General features: G+C 65.9%; 21 protein-coding genes. 12 read left to right on the forward strand and 9 right to left on the reverse strand.

Going from position 1 to position 20,231, the window contains the following annotated elements:
* Nucleotides 1-19: 19 nt before the first annotated feature.
* From OB905_01310 to OB905_01325, 4 genes are all read left to right on the forward strand, one after another.
* Entirely contained in the window at nt 20-1,120 is a 1,101-nt protein-coding gene (locus OB905_01310; GenBank protein MCU4924624.1) for a DUF63 family protein, read from the forward strand.
* 86 nt (nt 1,121-1,206) lie between these two features.
* Nucleotides 1,207-2,085, forward strand: coding sequence for an NOP58 family protein (locus tag OB905_01315; GenBank protein ID MCU4924625.1), 879 nt, complete (start codon nt 1,207-1,209; stop codon nt 2,083-2,085).
* A complete protein-coding gene (locus tag OB905_01320) occupies nt 2,078-2,716 on the forward strand; it encodes a fibrillarin-like rRNA/tRNA 2'-O-methyltransferase (protein ID MCU4924626.1) in 639 nt (212 codons plus the stop codon). Before OB905_01315 ends, OB905_01320 begins: the two co-directional genes overlap by 8 nt.
* A gap of 100 nt (nt 2,717-2,816) precedes the next feature.
* Nucleotides 2,817-3,899, forward strand: coding sequence for a glutamate--cysteine ligase (locus OB905_01325; GenBank protein ID MCU4924627.1), 1,083 nt, complete (start codon nt 2,817-2,819; stop codon nt 3,897-3,899).
* A gap of 51 nt (nt 3,900-3,950) precedes the next feature.
* Here OB905_01325 and OB905_01330 read toward each other — a convergent pair whose 3' ends face one another.
* Nucleotides 3,951-5,147: a M24 family metallopeptidase gene (locus OB905_01330; protein MCU4924628.1), complete on the reverse strand. Its 1,197-nt coding sequence runs from the start codon at nt 5,145-5,147 to the stop codon at nt 3,951-3,953.
* Between the two features lie 147 nt (nt 5,148-5,294).
* Between OB905_01330 and OB905_01335 the strand changes: the two genes are divergently transcribed.
* Entirely contained in the window at nt 5,295-6,176 is an 882-nt protein-coding gene (locus tag OB905_01335; protein ID MCU4924629.1) for a cytochrome oxidase assembly protein, read from the forward strand.
* A 27-nt stretch (nt 6,177-6,203) separates the two neighbouring features.
* Here OB905_01335 and OB905_01340 read toward each other — a convergent pair whose 3' ends face one another.
* Nucleotides 6,204-6,695 (reverse strand): metal-dependent hydrolase, encoded by a 492-nt coding sequence (locus OB905_01340; GenBank protein ID MCU4924630.1) that lies wholly within the window; start codon nt 6,693-6,695, stop codon nt 6,204-6,206.
* A gap of 326 nt (nt 6,696-7,021) precedes the next feature.
* Here OB905_01340 and OB905_01345 point away from each other — a divergent pair, with 326 nt between their 5' ends.
* The 3 genes from OB905_01345 (at nt 7,022) to OB905_01355 (ending at nt 9,122) form a co-directional block, all read left to right on the forward strand.
* The gene (locus OB905_01345; protein ID MCU4924631.1) at nt 7,022-7,687 is read left to right on the forward strand and encodes a helix-turn-helix domain-containing protein; all 666 of its coding nucleotides are present in this window, start codon (nt 7,022-7,024) and stop codon (nt 7,685-7,687) included.
* A gap of 113 nt (nt 7,688-7,800) precedes the next feature.
* Nucleotides 7,801-8,385 (forward strand): polymer-forming cytoskeletal protein, encoded by a 585-nt coding sequence (locus OB905_01350; protein MCU4924632.1) that lies wholly within the window; start codon nt 7,801-7,803, stop codon nt 8,383-8,385.
* 104 nt (nt 8,386-8,489) lie between these two features.
* Entirely contained in the window at nt 8,490-9,122 is a 633-nt protein-coding gene (locus tag OB905_01355) for a uracil-DNA glycosylase (protein MCU4924633.1), read from the forward strand.
* On the opposite strand, the gene dinB is transcribed toward OB905_01355, so the two are convergent.
* On the reverse strand, nt 9,123-10,481 hold the full coding sequence (gene dinB / locus OB905_01360) for a DNA polymerase IV (protein ID MCU4924634.1): 1,359 nt from the start codon (nt 10,479-10,481) through the stop codon (nt 9,123-9,125).
* Between the two features lie 131 nt (nt 10,482-10,612).
* On the opposite strand from dinB, the gene OB905_01365 reads away from it, so the two are divergent.
* Complete coding sequence (locus OB905_01365) at nt 10,613-11,836, forward strand: class 1 isoprenoid biosynthesis enzyme (GenBank protein ID MCU4924635.1); 1,224 nt, start codon at nt 10,613-10,615, stop codon at nt 11,834-11,836.
* A 138-nt stretch (nt 11,837-11,974) separates the two neighbouring features.
* Entirely contained in the window at nt 11,975-12,805 is an 831-nt protein-coding gene (locus OB905_01370) for a creatininase family protein (protein MCU4924636.1), read from the forward strand.
* Between the two features lie 54 nt (nt 12,806-12,859).
* On the opposite strand, the gene OB905_01375 is transcribed toward OB905_01370, so the two are convergent.
* From OB905_01375 to OB905_01385, 3 genes are all read right to left on the reverse strand, one after another.
* Nucleotides 12,860-13,879: an NAD(P)/FAD-dependent oxidoreductase gene (locus OB905_01375; protein MCU4924637.1), complete on the reverse strand. Its 1,020-nt coding sequence runs from the start codon at nt 13,877-13,879 to the stop codon at nt 12,860-12,862.
* A 68-nt stretch (nt 13,880-13,947) separates the two neighbouring features.
* Nucleotides 13,948-14,277, reverse strand: coding sequence for a transcription factor S (locus OB905_01380; protein ID MCU4924638.1), 330 nt, complete (start codon nt 14,275-14,277; stop codon nt 13,948-13,950).
* Between the two features lie 68 nt (nt 14,278-14,345).
* Nucleotides 14,346-15,311, reverse strand: a complete 966-nt coding sequence (locus OB905_01385; protein MCU4924639.1) for a GHMP kinase — start codon at nt 15,309-15,311, stop codon at nt 14,346-14,348.
* A gap of 175 nt (nt 15,312-15,486) precedes the next feature.
* Here OB905_01385 and ilvD point away from each other — a divergent pair, with 175 nt between their 5' ends.
* Together ilvD and OB905_01395 are read left to right on the forward strand one after the other, a co-directional pair.
* Nucleotides 15,487-17,226, forward strand: coding sequence for a dihydroxy-acid dehydratase (gene ilvD, locus OB905_01390; GenBank protein ID MCU4924640.1), 1,740 nt, complete (start codon nt 15,487-15,489; stop codon nt 17,224-17,226).
* A gap of 122 nt (nt 17,227-17,348) precedes the next feature.
* Nucleotides 17,349-17,504 carry a hypothetical protein gene (locus OB905_01395; protein MCU4924641.1) on the forward strand — a complete coding sequence of 52 codons (156 nt, stop codon included), beginning with the start codon at nt 17,349-17,351 and terminating at the stop codon, nt 17,502-17,504.
* A gap of 115 nt (nt 17,505-17,619) precedes the next feature.
* Here OB905_01395 and OB905_01400 read toward each other — a convergent pair whose 3' ends face one another.
* The 3 genes from OB905_01400 to OB905_01410 all read right to left on the reverse strand — a co-directional run bounded on the left by OB905_01400 (nt 17,620) and on the right by OB905_01410 (nt 20,144).
* The gene (locus tag OB905_01400) at nt 17,620-18,915 is read right to left on the reverse strand and encodes a cell surface protein (GenBank protein ID MCU4924642.1); all 1,296 of its coding nucleotides are present in this window, start codon (nt 18,913-18,915) and stop codon (nt 17,620-17,622) included.
* Between the two features lie 306 nt (nt 18,916-19,221).
* Nucleotides 19,222-19,653, reverse strand: coding sequence for an FAD synthase (locus OB905_01405; protein MCU4924643.1), 432 nt, complete (start codon nt 19,651-19,653; stop codon nt 19,222-19,224).
* Entirely contained in the window at nt 19,650-20,144 is a 495-nt protein-coding gene (locus tag OB905_01410) for a Mov34/MPN/PAD-1 family protein (protein ID MCU4924644.1), read from the reverse strand. Before OB905_01410 ends, OB905_01405 begins: the two co-directional genes overlap by 4 nt.
* Between the last annotated feature and the right edge of the window lie 87 nt (nt 20,145-20,231).

Raw genomic sequence — 20,231 nt, forward strand, 5'->3', positions numbered from 1 at the left:
TCCGTTCCCGGTGTCGTCCATGGACGACCTCTTCGAACGGGTCGGCCCCGAACGTCTCTGGGTCGCCACCGCTTCGATTCTCGCTGTCGGTATCGCCCTCGCCGCGGTGTTGTTCCCACAGCGCGTGTACGTCGACATCATTTGGCACTATTTCTGGGGTCCGGTCGTTGCCGACGCCCACGGCTGGAGCTGCGTCGCCTGGGCCGACGGCGCCCAGATCGACGCGGGAACGAACTGTACCAATGCGGGTCCGGGTGACGGACCGACCGCGACGCCGGGATACACCTGGCAGTCGTACGCGGGATACATCCCCACGCTGCTCCTGTTAGTCACCGGGATCATCCTGCTGATCCGTCGCCTCGATATCGACCGCTACCGCGCCGGCTTCTACGGACTGTTCCCGTTCTTCCTCTTCGGCGGTGCACTGCGCGTCGTCGAGGACGCAAACGTCGCCGTCTACCGCGAGACGGGCGACCTCGCGATCGAGCTTCCGCTGTCGGGATTCCTGATCAGCCCGTTAATTTACGTTACCGTCTTCCTGATCGCGTTACCGGCGCTTCTCGTGTCCATTTGGCTCGATCGCAACGATTACGTGAGAGGATACGAGTATCCGCTCGCCGGAATCGGAACGGTGCTGTTGGTGCTGACGGTCGGTTTACTCGCCTGGATGACGACCGACGTCGGCCACGGTTGGTTCCCGCTTATCGGCGTCGTCACGCTCGTCGGCGCGACTGTGATTGCCTTCGGTGCCTACTGGCTCATCGATCAGATTGCACCCAGCATCAATCGCGGAACACAGTACATGGGAATCGTCGTCATCTGGGCGCATTCCGTTGACGGCATCGCCAACCTGATCGGGCTGAGCTACGCAACCGACTTCGGCTGGCCACAGAACATGGCTGGTAAACACCCAATCAACATCGCGATCGTCGACTTCTTCGGCAACGCCTGGCCGTTTCTCGCACTCAAGATCGCCGCGGCCATCTTTGTCGTCTGGATCTTCAACGAGGAGGTCTTCGAGGAGACGCCCCGGTACGCCTACCTCCTCATGGTGACGGTGGTCGCTGTGGGGCTCGGGCCGGGTACCCGAGACATGCTCAGAGCGGTCTTCGGCGTCTAAGTCACCCTTTTCGACATTTCACAGCGTCGTGAGCCCGTTCGTTCCCGAACGGGGGCTTTAATCCCGCAGCCCGGAAACGGACGGGCATGACCGACACATCGGGCTGGTTCGACGCCGAGAGATCGACCGAACCAACCGACGAGAACCTCGCGGCGGCGGTTCGTGACGGCTCCGCGAGCGAGCCCGCCACGTGGCCCGAGCGCGCCGTCGACGCCGGCTTCGCCGCCGACGAGGAGGCGTACTACGACCGCCTTCATCAGGTGACGACGGCCGCGACACGCGAGGCCGTCGCCGAGCGCGAGCAGGCTGACGACCGCCAGCTCGTCCACGCCGTCCGGGCGATGGACGACTGTCAGCGGACGGCCAACGAACTCGCCGAGCGCGTCGCCGAGTGGGCTGGCACCGTCGACGCGGAGGCCGGAAGCGGCGTCAGCTACGCCCGCGAACTGGTCGCCGGCGAACCCACGCCGGAGACAGCGGCAGTCGCCTCTCTGGCCGGCCGTGTGGCCGATCTCGCCGACGAGGCCGACAAGTTGCGCGAGTACGTCGAGCGCGAGGCGCCTGCGGTCGCGCCGAATCTCGCCGCGCTCGCCGGTCCCGTCCTCGCGGCGCGGCTGCTCTCGCTGGCCGGGGGGCTGGAGGCGCTCGCAAAGAAACCAAGCGGCACGGTGCAGGTGCTGGGCGCCGAGGAGGCGCTGTTCGCACATCTCCGGGGCCACGCTCCCTCGCCGAAACACGGTATCATCTACACCCACGATGCGGTCCGCGGAACGCGTCCCGATGACCGAGGATCTGCGGCGCGGGCCCTCGCCGGCAAGCTCTCGATCGCTGCTCGGGTGGATCACTACTCCGGCGAGCGAAAGCCTGAACTCGACGCCGAACTCGAAGCGCGCCTCGCCACGATTCAGGCGCGAGCCGACGGCGAGAACGACGTCGACGCCCACGGTGGTGAAATCGATGAGTGAGCCCGCCCTCCCGACGGGCGTCGAACGCCGCCAGATCGACGGCGAGGACCGGCTTGCCACCTGCGGCGAGCCGGTATACGGAGAGCCGACCGACGGCGAGTGGCGCGCCTGGGACCCCCACCGGTCGAAGCTCGGCGCGATGCTCGCCCTCGAGATGGACACCGGACTCACCGGCGGCGAGACGGTGCTCTATCTTGGAGCTGCAAGCGGTACGACAGTGAGCCACGTCGCTGACTTCGCCGGCCCGACCTACGCCGTGGAGTTCGCTCCTCGCCCCGCACGGGACCTGCTCTCGGCCGTCGAGTCCCGACCGCGGCTGTTCCCGCTGCTCAAAGACGCCCGGAAGCCCGAGACGTACGCCCACGTCGTCGAGGCCGACGTCGACACCCTGATTCAGGACGTCGCGACGCGGGGACAGGCGCGCGTCGCAGTCGAGAACCGGCGCTTCCTGGCCGACGACGGACGACTGCTGCTGGCGATCAAGGCCAGAAGCGAGGACGCGACCCGAGAGCCCGAGACCGTCTTCGAGGGCGTGATCGCAGTGCTCGAGGAGGGCTACGAGATCGTGGAGCGTCGATCGCTCGAACCGTACCACGCGGACCACCTGGCCGTGGTCGCGCGGCCGAAGTAGGAGGCGGCCGTCGCACGATCAATGGAACGATCGGCACGGTGTAGTCCCTCTCGCGGTGAGTCCAAACCGTATTTACTTCCCCGGCCGAAAGCCTGCGTCAATGGAACGCGGGTCGCCGGAATCGTTTACGCGGATGGGGACGCTCGGGATCGAAGAGGAGTACTTCGTCGTCGACGAGCGCGGTCGACCGGTAAGTGGCACCGACGAACTCGTCTATGAGGCCGAGCCACCGGCGATCCTCGAAGAGCGCCTCGATCACGAGCTGTTCAAGTTCGTCATCGAGAGCCAGACCCCGTTGATCGAGCAGTTCTCCGACGCCCGCGAGACGTTTCTCGACGTGCGCCAGGCGCTGATCGAGCACGCCGAAATGAACGGCTTCCGGATCGCCGCTGCCGGACTCCACCCGCTTGCTGACTGGCGCGAACTCGAACACGCCGATAAGCCACGCTACCGCTCGCAGCTCGAGCGGATCCAGTACCCCCAGCACCGAAACACGACCGCGGGCGTTCACGTCCATGTCGGCGTCGACGACGCTGACAAGGCCGTCTGGATTGCAAACGAGTTGCGCTGGCACATGCCACTCTTGCTCGCGCTGTCTGCGAACTCGCCGTACTGGTGTGGGTTCGACACCGGACTCCAGTCCGCCCGCGCGAAGATCTTCGAGGCGCTTCCGAACACCGGGATGCCGACACACTTCGCAGATTACGAGGCGTTCGACCGCTTCGAGCGCCTGATGGTCGAGACCGGCTCCATTCGTGACCGCGGGGAGCTGTGGTACGACGTGCGCCCGCACACGGAACACGGTACCGTCGAGATCCGGACGCCGGACGGACAGGCCGATCCTGACGTCGTGCTCGCGTTCGTCGAGTACGCCCACGCGCTCGTGGAAGCGCTCGCAGACGACTACGAGGACGGCGCGGACGGAACGCGGATTCGCCGAGAGCTGCTCGACGAGAACAAGTGGCGTGCGATCCGACACGGACAGAACGCGACGCTTATCGACCGCGATCTCGAGGGGACCGTCGAAATCGGCGAGCTCGTCGACCGGGAATGTGACCGACTCGGGATCGACGGCATTCGGGAGGTTTACGACCGCGAGAGCGGCGCGAGCCGGCAGCGCCGGCTTCGCGAGGAAGCCGGCGACGACGCGCTCTGTGAATCGTTGTTCTTGCAGGCGCGCTGAGCTGCCACGTCGCCTCTCAGTCTCGAAGACGCCGATTCGTCCACGGCACGCCTACCCGTCCAGTTCGAGAACCGCCGGCCGCTCGAGTGTTACTGCATCCACGTCGAGATCAGCCCCCGATTCCGAGCCATCGGTGACCGCCTGCGCTTCGATCGTCGGCCAGGTACCACCCTCGACGGCCGTCAGCACCTCGAATCCGTCCTCGGTGACGAGCACCGTATCCTCGCTTTTTGCGCCCTGTACCGTCGGATTCCAGGAGTAGGCCATCGGCGCGTAAACGGGCGCGTCGAGCGTCGGGGTCGCGATCCACTCCCGTCCGGCGAAGCCCGCGGCGCCGCCCTGGTGGTGGTGTTTCCACTCGCCGTCCCAGCCGACGCCGTCGTAGCCACCCTGGATCGCCGCGAAGACGTCGCCCGCGGTTCCGGCGGGTTCGCCTCCGCCGTCGCCGGATCTGTCTTCGACGCCGCCGTCAGTTTCCACGTCAGCAGTGTGGGGCCTCGCGGCGGCCTGCGTGGCAGCCAGCGCCGTCGTCTCGACGCGGGCGGCAGCTCGGTGGCGCTCCGTGAGCCACTCGGGTGGATCGAACGCGACCGTCCGGCTACAGCTGGCGTGGAGGCCGTGGCGTTCGACGGTCACCGAAATGAGCGCGTAATCGCCGAGTTCCACCGACTTCGGCGTGTAGTGGCGGTGACGACTCACCCGGTCGCTGCCGCCGACTAAAATCACGGGTGCCTCGATCCCGCGGGCCGAAAAGGCGACGCGCAGCGCCGAGGCGACTTCGTGCTCGGTGTCGTCGGGCTTGAGCTGGCGACAGACCGATTCGACGGCTGTCGCGGTCTCTTCGCCGAGTTTCCGGTATCGCTCGCGGTCCCGTTCGGTCAGCGGCTGGCGCAGCGGCGTCGGATCGACGCGCTCCCAGCCAGGGACCTCGACGTCCGCGGCGGCCGGTCCGTCGACGCGCTCGGCGAGGGTTTCCTCGAGCGTCGACGCATACCAGGGGAACGTCTCGACGTCGAACTCCGCAATATCTGGCAGCTCCTCTTCGACGAGCCGATCGACTTCGATCGTATCGGTCAGCAGCGTCACGGTCTCCCCGTCGTAGCCGACCGCGCCCACGCCGCGGTCGGTGCTCCGGTCGACGACGTTCGAGCCCCCGGTCAGCCACGCGAAGGAGTTCGGGCGGGCGAACCACACTGACTCGAGGTCGCGGGCGGCCAGGTACGCGGATAGCCGATCGAGTTTTTCCATGCGAGGCGATCGGATGGAGTCGTCTTGAATCTCACGAAGGGGGCTCGACACGGCCACATCGACGCGTCTCTGCCAACCGATTCCCGATCGGCGGGAGCGACTCGGGCGACATAAGTACGGTCAATCCTAAGCCCGATCTGAACGCCCGTGTCGTCTTCATCAACCACCGCTTCGAGGCTGCGCTCGCTAATCGACCGCTTTGGCTTCCCGCACCTGCTGGCGACGACGCTCGCCTTCGTCGGCGCAACGATACTCCTCGGCGTGGCGGCGAAGGCGACGGGAGGCGGACTCGGCTGCGAGGCCAACTGGCCCCAGTGTGACGCCGGGCCGTACAATCTGTTACCGGCGGGGCTCCCGAGTTTTTACGAGTGGATCCACCGTTTCGTCGCGATGTTCGCCGGCTTCGCGATCATTGGAACCGCAATCGCTTCCCTTCGCAACGCCGCGATCGACCGCCGCGTCACCGGGCTGATCGCTCTTGGCGCCGTCCTCACGCCGATTCAGGTCTATCTCGGCCGCGAGACGGTCCTCCAGTACCAGATCGAGATCCTCTCGTTGCACTTCTGGACGGCCGTGCTCATCTTCGTCCTCTTCGTCGTCGCCACGGTCCTCGTCTGGGCGCCCCGACTCGGCACCCGCCACGTCATCTACGCGCTCGGTATCGGCGCCCTCACGCTGCCGTTACACGCCGCGCTCAGTCCGCTGTTCCTGACGAATATCACGTCCTACGATCCGAGCGTGCAGGTTGCCCAGTACGCGACCACGCTGTTGTTGCTCTCCAGTGGTATCGTCGCCGCAATGGTCGGCCGCCGACGGATCGCGACGCCGGCGATCCAGGCGGTCCTGTTCTCGACGCCCGTGCTCGCGTTCACGACGTCCTTTTTCGGTCGTCAGTACACGAGCACCTTTAACTGGGTCTTCGAACCCCTCTACGTGCTCTCTGCGCTCGCCCTGCTCGCTGCCCTCCTCGGCGCCATCGTCCTGATCAGGCGGGAGACGACCGATCGCTCCGCCGCCTTAGATCGGTAGCTCATCCACGTGTTTCTCCAACGCAATTCAGCCCGTAGCCGCAACGATCACCGTTCCGACGGCTGTCACCGCCAGTCCCAGACCCAACAGCGCGTAGTTTGCAAGTGGATTCTTCGCCGCGACGAGGTCGGCGGTGTAGTGACGGTCCGAAACTGGCCAGAGCGGGCGGATTCCCATCGGCGTGACCGCGTCCGCGAGCAGGTGGGAGCCGACGCCGATCGCGCCAACGACGAACGCGAATCCGACTCGCTCCGAGCCAACCGCAGCTCCAGTTACGTCACCAATGGCCGCCATTCCGGCCGCGAACGAGACGGCGACGAGAAGCACGAACGCGAGGCTGTGGGTCGGGCCCCGGTGGGCGACGAACGGAAGCCGGTGGTCGACGTCGGGGAGCGTCGACACCGAGACGCAGGCCATGGCACCGAGCAGTGCAGCGGTCTCGAACCCTGCCATCCCAACCGCGACACCGACCGGCGCGTACGCGAGCAAGGCGGCGCCGTAATGTCCCTGCTGATACATTGGTCGACGTTCGTCCCCGACCGATAAATTCGGTCCGATCTCATCTCCTATAATAACTGACTTCGGTATCGAAGCCACCTGCTTTTGCTGGTCTAACCACTGTGTTACACTGAAGCAATGGTTCGAGACCACCGAGGATCGACGTCGGCGCGACCCGCCGGCTCGCACGCGTCAGTCGGTTCACACACGCCGGCCAGTTCGGGCAGACCAGTCGACTCGTGCGTGCACGTCCGGCTGTGGCGTCTGGCCGGTTCGTATGCGTCGTCCGGCTGTAACCGGTCGCGCTCCGGAACCGCTGCGCGCTTTGCCGGCGCTCCGTGGGTGTGATGAGCGTCATCGCCACCGTCTGGGTGCCCGACGAGACCTTCTCGCTCGGGTCGTCGCTTACCGAGACTGGTGCGTCCCTCGCCGTCGAACCGACCGTTTCGACCGGCGGATCAGCGGTTCCCTACCTCTGGGCCCAGACCGCCGACCCGGACCGCCTCGTCGCGGATCTCGAAGCCGATGCGACCGTCGCGAGCGCGACGGTCGTCGATCGGGGTGACGGCTACGTTCTCGTCAAATTCGCGTGGGCCGAGCCGGTAAACGGCTTTCTCGGCGCGATTCGACGCAGTGACGCGCTCGTGATGAACGCAGTCCGAGGCGGAGACGGCTGGCAATTTCAGCTCCGCTTTCCGAGCTACGATGCGATCTCCGCCTTCTACGCAGAGTGTCGTGAACACGAGCTCTCGATCGACGTCAGACAGCTTTCCGAAACCGTCGCCCCCGGTGAGGGAGAGCGGTTCGGACTTACCGAGCCCCAGCGCGAACTCGTCGTCGCCGCCTACGAGGCCGGCTACTTCGACGTTCCGCGGCAGACGACGCTCGTTGAACTGGGCGAGCAGTCGGGCATCTCAGACGTCGCTGCCTCCCAGCGCCTTCGGCGCGGACTGCAGTCACTCGTCGGCTCGACAGTTGCGCTCGGAGCCGCCGACGCAGACGAAGAATCGTAGCTCACGGGCAATCAACTGGCTAGCTCTGGTGAGGTGACCGACGCCAAACCGTGGGTTTTCACGCAGTGAACTGAGCAACAGGACTCAGGTCCGTCTGGAGTGAGCTATCGGCAATGACACTCGATCCCACGAGGCGACAGTTCGTTTGCGTCTCGAGTGGAGTCCTTGCCGCGGGTCTCGCAGGCTGTCTCACGGAGGCCCAAACCACCCACTCGACTACCCAACGGAACGAGTCTGACGCGATAGGCGGATCAGTTGATTCGGGACAAACCGAATCGGGACCGATCGACGACAGATCGGCTGCAACTATCGTCGACGACCGCGACGAGAACGTTCGTTCGGATGGTGACGTCGTGGTCACCGCCGACGGTGGGCTCGACGGAAACCTTCGTGCCGACGGCTCAGTGGTCCTCGAGAGCGGCGCTGCAGTCGATGGGAACGTCACCGCTGCTGACCACGCACTGCTCGACGGTGGTACCGAAATCGACGGCAATCTCGAGGTCGGAGGCGACGTGTTACTCAACAGAGATGCAGCCGTCGACGGGGCGAGCGTCGATGGAAATCTCTCTGCGGGCGATACCGTTCGTCTCGGGACAAACACCGAGATCGACGGAAACGTCTCCGCTACCAGCGTACAACGCGCCTCGAGTGCCACTGTTGCCGGAAACGTGACTGGAGACACGACGAGAATTGAGTGAGAGAGCAATCGAGCGCCGTTCGTTGGTGTTGTAACGCTCTCGCATCGCCGCGTCGACTATGCCGAACCGCGCGAATTATGAGCACCCATCGTCTCCAATCAGCTGTGAAGAACGTCACCGAGCGGACAAGCAATCCTTTCGGCATGCGCCCACCATACGAACGGCAAGGTGAGGGCGCCCGTCCGGCCGCATTCGGCTACGGCGACGCCAACGCTGACTTCCACCTGATCGGCGACCACCCCGGCGTCCACGGCGGCGAGATGACGGGCGTTCCGTTTACCGAAACCGAATCGGGCCGGGCCGTCCAGGCCGTCGCCCGCGAGCTCGGCTTCGTTCGCGGCGCTGCCGACGAACCCGAGCTGGAGAACCTCTTTGCGAGCTACATCCATATGTGCACACTCGCGGACGGTCGGAGCCCGACCGCCGAGGAGTACGCCGATCTCGAGCCGTACTTCGACGCGGAGCTGCGGGCAATCAACGCACACATTCTGATCCCGGTCGGCCAGCGCGCGACCGATCACGTCCTCCGCGAGTATACGACCCGGCGCGGACGGCTCGACCTCGATATGGCCACACTCCACGGCCGCGAGATCCGCGGGCGCGGATTCCTGGTCGTCCCGATGCGCGATCCTGCGGAGTGGGAGCCAGGCGACGAGGACCGGATCGTTCCGGCGCTTGCAGCCGTCAAGGCACGAGACTACCGCCAGACGAAGGGAATTCCGACGCTGGTCGGCTGATCACGACTCGAAGTCAGCGAGCGACGTCTGACCGCAGCCGTTCAGTTTTCGGTTATCTTCTGCCGGCTCACGATCATCCTCGGTCGGCTCGGCGTCGTCTCCCGCCGCGTTCCGGACGTCTCCATCTCCACCCGCACCGACGTCTCGACTCGACTCGGCCGACGAACTCCCGGTTCCGTGCTCCCATCCGTCGAGGCGGGCCTGGTCGTCGCCGGTGAACTCGAGGTTGGCAACCCGAACGCCGAGCTTGCGAACCGGTTCGGTTTCGAACTCGGCGAAGAGATCCCGGGCGATCTGTGCGACCAGCTCGGGTTCGTCGACAGGCCCAGGGAGCGAGCGCTCGCGAGTGTTGACCTCGAACGGCGGCGTGACGGCCTTGATTCCGACCGTCCGATAGAGCGCCCCCTCTCGGTGTGCGCGATCGGCCACCGCCGCCGCCAGCGTCTCGAGACGCTCGTACTTCGGTTCCGACTCCGCGACGGGCTCGGCGAACGCTGACTCCCGCGAGAAGCTCTTTGGCTCGCCGCGGGGCTCGACGCGCCGATCATCCTCCCCGCGAGCGCGCTCGTACAGCGTCCGGCCGCGCTCGCCGAACCGCTCGAAGAGCGGTCCCGGATCGGCTGTGGCGACGTCACCTGCGGTTTCGAGCTCCATCGATCGAAGCTCGCGAGCCGTGACGGGGCCGACGCCGTGAAGCAGATCGACGGAGAGCGGCGCGAGGAACTCCCGGATTTCGTCGGGCTGGACGACGGTCAGCCCATCGGGCTTCTCGAAATCGCTCGCGATCTTGGCTGCGCTCATCGTCGGCGCGACGCCCACGCTGACTGTCACGCCGACCTCGCGGGCGATCCGCTCTTTGATGTGTCTGGCCAGACCCTCGGCGACCGTCCAGGCGGTGCGGTCGGTAACGTCGAGGTACGCCTCGTCGATGCTCACCTCCCGGACGACGTCGGCGCAGTCGTGGAGGATCTCCCGGACGTCGGCGGCGACCGACTCGTAGTACTCCATATCGACGGGCCGGTAGTGACCGGTTTCCTCTCGGCTGAGTTCGGGATCGTAGTCCGCTGCATCCGGCGTCAGTGCGGCGCGACGAGGCAACCGCTCGAGTGCGGTCGAGATCGCTTGGGCGCTCTCGACGCCGAACTCGCGGGCTTCGTAGCTCGCCGTGGCGACGGCGCCGACGGTCTCTCCGGGCTCGTAGCCCATCCCGACGACGAGGGGTTCGCCCGCGAGGTCGGGCTCGCGAAGGCGCTCGCAGGCGGCGTAAAAACAGTCGGCGTCGACGTGGCAGACGATCCGATCTTCGGCCTCCGCGTCCTGCTCGACGCCGGGCAGCCGCGGCCGTGACCCGTCGCTCATCGCTTGCTCAGGTGGTTTGTCCGCTCGGACGTCAACGTTGCGCTCGCAGTCCCAGCGCAGGTTGCACATGTGTGAGACACACCGAACGCGGATCCGTCACGCTCATCTGACACGACGATCATTGTCGGCACGTGCCTATCCCGCTTCAGGATCGAACGGCCGACCTCTCGCTCTCCCCCGAGACGGAACGAGACGTCGCGCGGTACCTCGATCAGGGTGGGATGCTCGGCGTCCTCGCGTACACGTTCGTGGCGCTCAGCTCCGCCTCGGACGGCGACGTCCAGGATCCAGCGGGTGTCGATCACGTCCTCGATTCGGGCGACCGAGAACTCGCCGCGAACGTCGCGACCCAGCTGACCCTCCTGTTCGTCGCCAGCAGCCTCCACGACGACGCGATCGACGAGCACGACAGCGCGAAGCGCTTTCGCAACGAGCGCGTCACCGTGGGGGATCTGTTGCTCGCAGACGTCCTGGAACTTGCCGGGGAGCTCCCCGCCGACGCGGACGTCGGTGCGACGGCGGCGAGCGTTCGCGAGATCGCCCGCGGCCAGCTCGCCGAAGAGGCCGTCGATCCCACAGTGGCCTCACGCGAACTCGCCATCGAGCGCGTCGAGCAACGCGGTTCCGTCTGGGGGTCGCTGGTCGCGAGCCTCGTCGATGCCGGCGGCGATCACCCGGTCGCCCAACTCGACCGAATCGAGTCGATTACCGCCGACTTGCTGTTCGTGTATACGATCTTCGACGACGTGGCTGACCTCTCCGAAGATGTGCGAAACGGCGTCTCGAGCGTGCCGCTGCTGTTGCTCGCAGATAGCGAGGCGGACCGAGCAGTCGAGCTGGAGCGCCCGCCCGGATCGGATGGGGATTCCCACGCGGCCGCTGTCACGCGCACGGTTCTGGACTCCGACGTTCCCGAACAACTCCGCGAACTGGTTGCGAGTCGCGAGGCGGCGATCGAGACCACTGCCGAGGCGTTCTACGAGGCTGGCGAGTACACGCCGCGGGCAGTCGCGCCGGCGGTCGACGAGGCTCTCGAGTGGTACTGCGAGTCCGCCTGTACGACGCCACCTTCGGCGACGGTCTCTCCGGCGGTTCGCGACGACGTTCGCGCGCAGCTGTCGGCAGATCCGGAGACGCGGTGTGCGTTCGTCGAGTCGATGCTCCGGGAGTCGCCGCTTCCGACAGCGATCTTCCCCGACGCGGCGACGATCGTCGACTCGCTTCCGCCGGAGCCCCTCGGCGATCTGACGGTACGACTCGTCCACGTCGACGCGCTGGCCCGGGAGACGATGCCGACGGATCTCGACGCGGCGCTGGAATCGCTGCGCCGGCGGGTGGAATCCGACAACAGCTGATCACCGATTCGCTGGAGCGACCGCCGAATCTCCACGGTATACCCCTACTGGCTTGCGAGCGCCGCCCGGGTACCTAGCTTCATTATTCGGTAGGTACAATCTCCGCGAGAACCGTGGTACCGCGGTTCGTACTCACCAATGACGAACGACGAGCAACTTTCGCGCGAGATGGAGCGCATGACCGACACGGAAGTAGCGGCGTACTTCGAGAACGCGGAGCCAGCCACCGCGCTGGTTCCGGTCGGCTCGATGGAACAACACGGCCCACACCTCTGTCTGGGGACTGACGCACTCATCCCCGAGGAAGTGAGTCGGCGGATCGCCCCCGACCTCGACGCGCTCGTCGCCCCGCGGGTAAACTACGGCGTCTCCGACGACCACGTCGGCTTTTCCGGCGTCGCCTACCTGACCCAGGAGACGCTGATCGACGTCCTCCACGACGTCGCCTACTCGCTGTGTGAAGCCGGCTTCGACGACGTCGTTTTCCTGAACGGACACTACACGAACGAGGCTCCGATCAAGGTGGCCTGCAACAAGGTGATGCGCGAACTGCCCGCGGACAAGCACGTCTATGGCTTCCCCTACTGGATGGCGCTTGGTTTCGAGGAGATGGCGGAGTACCTCTCCTTCGAAGAGGGCTGGCACGCCAACGTCGGCGAGACAGCGGCCGTGCTCGCGATCGACGAGGAGTTGGTCGACATGGACGAGGCCGTCGCAGAGTACCCAGAGATGTCGATGGACGTCCCGAACCCGGCGACGCTGATGGATTCGACCTTCTTCGGCCCGTCGACGATGTTCCGCGCGCTGGAGACCGGCGTCTGGGGCGACCCGACCGAAGCCACCGCAGAACGCGGCGAAGAGTACTACGAAATGATCACCGACGCGGTCGCCACGCTGATCACGACGTTCCAGACGGAACGCGAGAAGACGTACATGCGGGATCGACCGACCGAAGAAGAGCTGTTCTGACGCGGCGATGAGCTGGGCGTCGCCTGGTGCGAAGGCGACACGTAACCCCCTCAGTCAGTCGCCCTCAGCAGACGAGTGGGCCGCTGCCCGCCGACGGAGTTCTGCAGAGATAGCCGGTACGTCCGCGGCCTCGACTGCTCCCTCGGCATCGATCTCCTCGATCGATTTCGGGAACGTTCGGAGTTCGCGGTGGATGGCGATGCCGGTTTTTGCGCCCTCGCCCATCGCGATCGGAATCTGGTTAGAGCCGGGCGTGAGGTCGCCGACGGCGTACAGCCCGTCGACCGACGTCCTCCCGTGTTCGTCGGCGGCGACGGTGCCGTCGTCCTCGAGTTCGGCGCCCAGCGAGGCCGCGAGGTCGCTGTTGTACTCGGCGCCACACATCGCGAACCCGCCGGCGTACTCGCGAGTGGTGCCATCCTCGAAGGTCATCGACTCAAGCCAGCCGTCCTCGCCGTTTTGGACGCCGGTCACCGCCTCGCTCACGACCTTGACGGGATGATTCGCGAGCTGCTCGTCGGTCTCTTCGCTCCACGTCGGCTCCTCCCCCTGAAGCAGGAGGTCGACCTGGTCGGTGAAGTTGAGCATGATCATCGCGACAGTCGCGGCGCTCTCGCCCTGCCCCATCACGTAGACCGGCTCGTCGACGAACATGTACGCGTCACAGTACAGGCAGTAGTGGAGTCCTCGCCCGGTCCGGGGCAGCGGCGGCTCCGGGCGCCCGTCCGAGAAGCCGGTCGCGATCACGACGCGATCGGCGCGGATCGTCCCGTCGTCGGTCTCGAGTGTGAACCCATCCTCGTCCCGACCGATGTCGGTCACGAACGTCCGGCGGTAGTCAGCGCCGTAGGACTGGACCTGCTCGCGTGCGGTTTCGAGGAATTCCTTCCCGGAGACGGTCTCGGGGATGCCGATCACGTTGTGAGTATCCTGCATCATCGCGGCGCGGCCGCCCCCGCGATCGAAGACCGCCGTCTCGTGGCCGAGCCGGGTCGTATACAGCGCTGCCGTCAGGCCGGCTGGACCGCCGCCCACGACGGCCACCTCGTACCGGTCACTGGCTATCTCTGTCATCACCTCTCGTTGGGTTCCGAGCCCTAAACGTCGTTCGGCGATCGCGGGATCGATCGCACGTGGCCCGTTCAGTTGTACTCACGCCACCGATATCCGCACTCGGTGCACTTGAAAAACCGCGTCGGCGGCTCGTCGGCAGAAGCCGTCTGCTTGATCGTGTACCACGCCTCTTCGGTCCCACACTCCTCACAGCGGACGTCCGTAGCGATCGGCTTCCCCTCGAAGTTCGCCTCCTCGCTGGATTCGATCACGTCGTCGTCGGTCTGGGTCTCCGTCGAGACGAACGCCGACTCGGCCTCTCGGTCGCGTTCCGTCTCACCGCCGCAGTCGTCGTTCGCACAGACCATACGCTCGCCCTCGGCTCGCATCATCGAGCCGCAGTCGTCGCAAAATTGCATGCCCGCCGGTACGGCGTCGGGACGCAAAAATCTTCGAGCTTCGTCGCAGTCCCGGCGCCTCTCCTGATTCAGTCCTCGATTCGCGCGCCCGCCCGAGACGGTTCGGCGACGAACACCTCTCCCTCGAGGCCACGCTCCTCGAGGGCCAGGCGAGCGGCCTCGCGGGCCTCCTCGGCGTGGCGCTCGTCGGTGACGCCGTAGACGACGGGTCCCCACGACGACTGGCCGACGCCGGTGAGGACAGGGCTTGTCTCGAGTGTTGCGACCAGTTCGCCGGCGGGCGGTCGGTAAACGCCGCCCTGGGCGTCGGCGTACCACGCGCCGTTCTTGCGGCCGATCGCCGCTACCGCGTCCCCGAAGGGCTCGAGGTCGCCTTCCGTCGCGGCCGGCAGCAGCTGCCCGGTCACGATCCGGGCGATTTCGTCGGCGACGCCCGGATCGGCGCGCTCGACAACCGATCGGATACTCTCGTCCTCACCGTCGCCGCTGCGGCCCGGATCAGCCGCGGGAATCGTCACGACGAACCGCCAGTCGGTCGGCAGTTCGTGTCGGGCGACGACCGGGGGGACCGTCCAGTCGCCCTCCGCGGGTGGATCGGTCGTGAATCGGCCGGTCGGGTGGCCCGCGTCGACGACGAAGCCTCCCGCCTCGAAGGTCGCGACGCCGACGCCGCTGCGTCCACCCCGGCCCATGGCGGGTGCACGCTCACGAACTCGCGGTTCGAGGTCGTAGGTCGCGGCCGTCGCGGCCAGCACCGACAGTGCGAGTTGGGTGCCACTTCCCAGGCCGACGTGGCGCGGGAACCGCGCTTCGACGTCGACCCTGACTCCCGGTACGTCGAGGATGTCGGTGGCACGACGAGCATACGAGGTTGCGAGCGCCCCGCTTCCGGTCACCTCGGTGTCGGGCTCGGCGCTGACCGTGATGCGGGGCGCTGCGAGTCCCACACCGATACCGCCGTAGAGGCGGTCACGGGCCAGCGAGAGATTCTGAAAGCCGACGTGGAGCCGGGCGCCGGCGCTGACGGTCGCCATGCCTCTCGGTTTTGGAGCCGTCGGCAAGGGGGTTTCGACGGTGGCAAGGGGTGTCGGTTTGCGGTGCCGGACGGATCCGTTTCGGGCCAGACTGTTCGGTGGAATGTCGACGACTGTGATCCCGGCGTGCGGGAGAGAAAGGGTGACTTATCACCCCTCACGCACAGGTGAGCGTATGAGCAGCGACCCGTTCGACCACGGCAAGGACGACCGACTGCAGAGCCGGGACGTGACCGAGGGCGCCGAGAAGGCGCCCCACCGGGCGATGTTCCGTGCGATGGGCTTCGACGACGAGGACTTCGGCGCGCCGATGATCGGCGTGCCAAACCCCGCCGCCGACATCACGCCCTGTAACGTCCACTTAGACGACGTCGCCGATGCGGCGATCGAGGGCGTCGACGAGACCGGGGGTATGCCGATCGAGTTCGGGACGATCACCATCTCCGACGCGATTTCCATGGGGACGGAGGGAATGAAGGCGTCGCTGATCTCCCGCGAAGTGATCGCCGACAGTGTCGAACTCGTCAGCTTCGGCGAGCGCATGGACGGCCTCGTCACCGTCGCGGGCTGCGACAAGAACCTTCCCGGAATGTTGATGGCTTCGATCCGCACCGATCTCCCCTCCGTCTTCCTCTATGGCGGCTCGATCATGCCCGGCCAGCACGACGGCCGGGACGTCACCATCGTCCAGGTCTTCGAGGGTGTCGGCACCTACGCGACCGGCGAGATGGACGCCGACGAACTCGACGAGCTCGAACGAAACGCCTGCCCCGGCGCGGGCTCCTGTGGCGGCATGTTCACCGCGAACACGATGGCCTCGATCTCCGAGGCCCTCGGGATGGCGCCGCTTGGCAGCGCCTCCGCGCCGGCCGAGGACGACGAGCGCTACGCGGTCGCCCACCGCGCCGGCGAGCTCGCCGTCGAGGTCGTCGAGGAGGATCGTCGCCCCTCCGACATCCTCTCGCGAAAGTCCTTCGAGAACGCGATCGCCCTCCAAACCGCTATCGGCGGCTCGACCAACGGCGTCCTCCACCTGCTTGCCCTCGCCCGCGAGGCCGGCGTCGATCTCGAGATCGGTGACTTCGACGAAATCTCCCAGCGGACGCCGAAGATCGCGGACATGCAACCCGGCGGCGACAGCGTGATGAACGACCTCCACGAGTTAGGCGGCGTTCCGGTCGTCATCCGCCGCCTGCTCGAGGCCGACCTCTTCCACGGCGACGCGATGACTGTGACGGGGCGGACGATCGAGGAGGAGTTGGCCGAACTCGAGGCAGCAGGGGACCTCCCGGGAGACGACGAAATCGAGGCCGACTTCCTCTATCCGGTCAACGACCCCAAGGAGGAGGAGGGCGCGATCCGCATTCTGACGGGCAACCTCGCGCCCGACGGCGCGGTCCTCAAGGTGACCGCCGAGGACGACGACATCGTCCACGAGGGTCCCGTCCGCGTCTTCGAGGAGGAAGAAAACGCCATGGCCTACGTCCAGAGCGGGGAGGTCGACACCGGCGACGTCCTCGTCGTCCGCGGTGAGGGGCCCCGAGGCGGCCCCGGAATGCGTGAGATGCTCGGCGTCACGAGCGCGGTCGCCGGGCAGGGCCACGCCGAGGACGTCGCCCTGATCACCGACGGCCGGTTCTCGGGTGGCTCGCGCGGGCTCGTGATCGGCCACGTCGCCCCCGAAGCCTTCGTCGGCGGCACCATCGGTCTGCTCGAGGACGGCGACGAGATCCGGATCGACGTCGACGCGCGCACCCTCGAAGTCGACCTGAGCGAGGACGAACTGGCCGAGCGCCAGGAGGCGTGGGAGCAACCCGAGCCGAACTACGACGGCGGCGTGCTGGCGAAGTACTGTCGCGACTTCGATTCGGCGTCGAACGGGGCCGTGACCAATCCTGGCCTCACGCGCGACTGAAGCGGCTGCGGTGACGGCGCCGGTCGGTTATTGGTCTCTTTTTTGCTCGAGACGGAGTGTCGTGCTTTCGATATCGTGCACCGGAGTTTCGGAGTCAGTTCCCGGAGAGTGAGTAGAGCGATATGAAAAAATACTGTCTCGAGTGCGGGTGGCGGGCCAGTACCGCCAATGGTGTCACCGAACGCGAGGTCTCACAGCAGGCGATCGATCACTTCGTCGAAACCGGTCACACAATCGATTCCTTACCGCTCCCGCCGCCGCTGGTCGCGAAAAACTGATTCGGGTGTATCGGCGACGCTCTGAGCTGGAACCGCTCCAAACACCGCCAGTGCCGGTGCTGGTTGGTGGCTGCTGAAAAGTGGATTCAGTTCGCGGTCCGCATACGCAGACTCCTTAGAACGGCGGCGAGTTCGGAATCTCGCTCTCGTAGTCGCCGACGACGCAGACGCCGATTCCGTGGAAGTCAGGCGACGATACGTCTTCGTCCTCGATCTCGTCGGCGTCGTAGTCGTCGATCGGGTCGGGCTCGATCGTCGCGACGATCTCACGGCTCTCGATGTCGAGCACCGAGAAGCCGGGCGTCACGCCGGTCGCGGCGTGGGGGTCGCCCGAGACCGGTTCGGGGCCACGGAGGCTCACGAACATGTACTCGCCGTCCGGCGAGGCCCACATGATGTCGGGCGCGTCACGGTCGGCGTTCTCGTCGGACTGGTTCTCACCGTAGGCGTCGATCTCCTCGATGACCTCGTCCGTCTCGGGGTCGACGATCACGCCATCGTTCGTCTCGCGGTTGAGCACCCACAGCTCCTCACCGTCGGGGGTGAACCAGAAGCCGTGTGCGTCGATGCCTTCGGTGCTTTCGCCGTCGACGACGACCTCGTCTGCGTCGGTGTCGTAGACGTAGTAGGCACCGACACCATCCTCACCGGTTGGCTCGCCGTCGTCGGTCGGCGTCGGGAGACCGGCGGTCAGGTAGAACTTGTCCTCGTCGGGGTGGGGCATCGTGCCACAGTTGGTCGGCAGCTCGTCGCCGGAGTAGGCGCGGTCGACCGTGAACTCGTCGTGGTCGACGATGACGAGCGCGCCGTCGTGGTAGCTCGGGCCGAGCGTGTGCAGCGTGCGGCCGTTGCCGTCCCACTGGTGGCAGATCGGGGAGCCGGCCTCGATGCCGGCGTCCTGAACCGTCTCGTCCTCGAGCACGTCGATCGAGTCGACCTGCTCGAACTCCTCGTCGTCCAGGTCGGCCTCGACGCGGGCGATCTCGCCCTCGCCGATGACGTCGACGTGGATGTAGTCGTCATCGGGGGAGAAGGCAGCCATGTGCGAGCCCGCGCCGGTCTCGATGTTGCCGACGAGCTCGTGGTCTTCGGTGCGGAAGACGAGCGTGCGCGCGCCAGCCGTACAGGCGATGGCGGCGTACTCGTAGTCCGAGCTGTAGTCGATCATGTGCGGGACGACGCCCGAGTCTGGGACGCCCTCGAGGTCGTTGAGATCGAGCGTCTCGACGTTCTCGAACTCGTCGTCACCATTGGGCTCGTAGATGTGGATGTTGTCCATCCCCTGGTCGAGTGCCCAGATTTCGTAGGCGTCGTCGTCACCGCTCAGATCCGATACGCAGCCTGCAAGTGCGAGGGCACCGGCACCGGCAGCCCCGCCGAGAAACGCGCGTCGCGTTCGTGTTGTTGGCATGAACGGAATTGGCCGCTCCACACTCAAAAGGCTGCGGATTTCAGCGCCTCTACCTGGCAATTTTGGGACTTTGAGGCAGGTAGGGGAAACAATGTCCGCTTCTTTGACTGCTCGTGAAACCGCTCTTTGTCTTCAGTCCTTCTCTGTCGAATGTCCGCCGGTGACCTTCCAAGAAACCGGCAATAATTCCTTCTTTCTAGTTCCCGAATTTCCCGCCCATTGAGCACCATCCGTACTGCAGCCTCGTGGCTATCGATTCGATCGGTCGTGTCGGTATCCTGTGATATCGACTCCGTCGGTCGGTCCTTACTCTCGTTGCTCGAGAATGCGATCGACGATCAACCGCGTCGAGAGGAGTTCCTCGTCGGATCGGGGCTCGCGGGGCTCGGCCCGCTCGACGGCGCAGTCGATCCCTCGTCGGTTGAGTTCCGCTTCGATCGCCGCATCGTCGTGGTGTTGATCGTGGCCGAGCGCGATGACGTCCGGTTGAATCCGCTCGATCGGCTCGAAAATGTCTTCCTCGTGGCCCAGAATCGCCTCGTCGACGACGGCGAGGGCCTCGACGACCTCGCGGCGCTGACTGGCCGGACAGATCGGCGCCGCCTTGTGCTCGACGTTGGTTCTGCGGGCGACGATGACCACGAGGCGGTCGCCCATCGAGGCGGCCTGTTCCAGGTAGTGGACGTGGCCGGGATGGAGGATGTCGAACGTCCCCTGGGCGACGACGGTTCGTGTCATCGGAGATCCTCGTCGATATCGGCCTGGGTAAAGTCGAAGAACTCGTCGGTGTCGGGCAGGGAGACGTCGATCACGTTGAGCTGTGTTGGCTGTCCCTGGGAGTCAAACGCCTGCCAGTCGCCTCGTCGGTACGGTGCGCCGATGATGATGTGGACGCTCCCGCGTCCGAACGTCTCCAAGTCGGCGCTACTCGGGCTGATCACGCCGTTCGGATGGGAGTGGATGCTTCCCAACGCCTTCACGTCGTTCGGAATCTGGCTCGTTCTGACGGTTGCACTGACGCTGTTGGCCTCGGTTCCAGGCACGACCAGCACGTCCGTGATGACGAGTCCGTCCGTCTCGAGCCCGAGTCGGCTCGCCTCAGTTCCTCGGAGAAACCCCATGTACTCGTTGGGGTGAGTCGCCTCCGAGGACTCGAGTGCGAACTCGAGGGTCTCCTCGGCGATACCGAGAATCTCACTCGAGCGAAACAACGCGTCAAACAGCCCCATATCCCCCCTCGGAGCTTCCGGTTGCTAAACGTTCCGAAACCCGCGCTTGTCGAGTGTAGCCCTCTCACCGTCTCGGCCGCCGAACTT

The organism is Halobacteria archaeon AArc-dxtr1 (genome assembly GCA_025517425.1).
Lineage (GTDB): Archaea > Halobacteriota > Halobacteria > Halobacteriales > Natrialbaceae > Halostagnicola.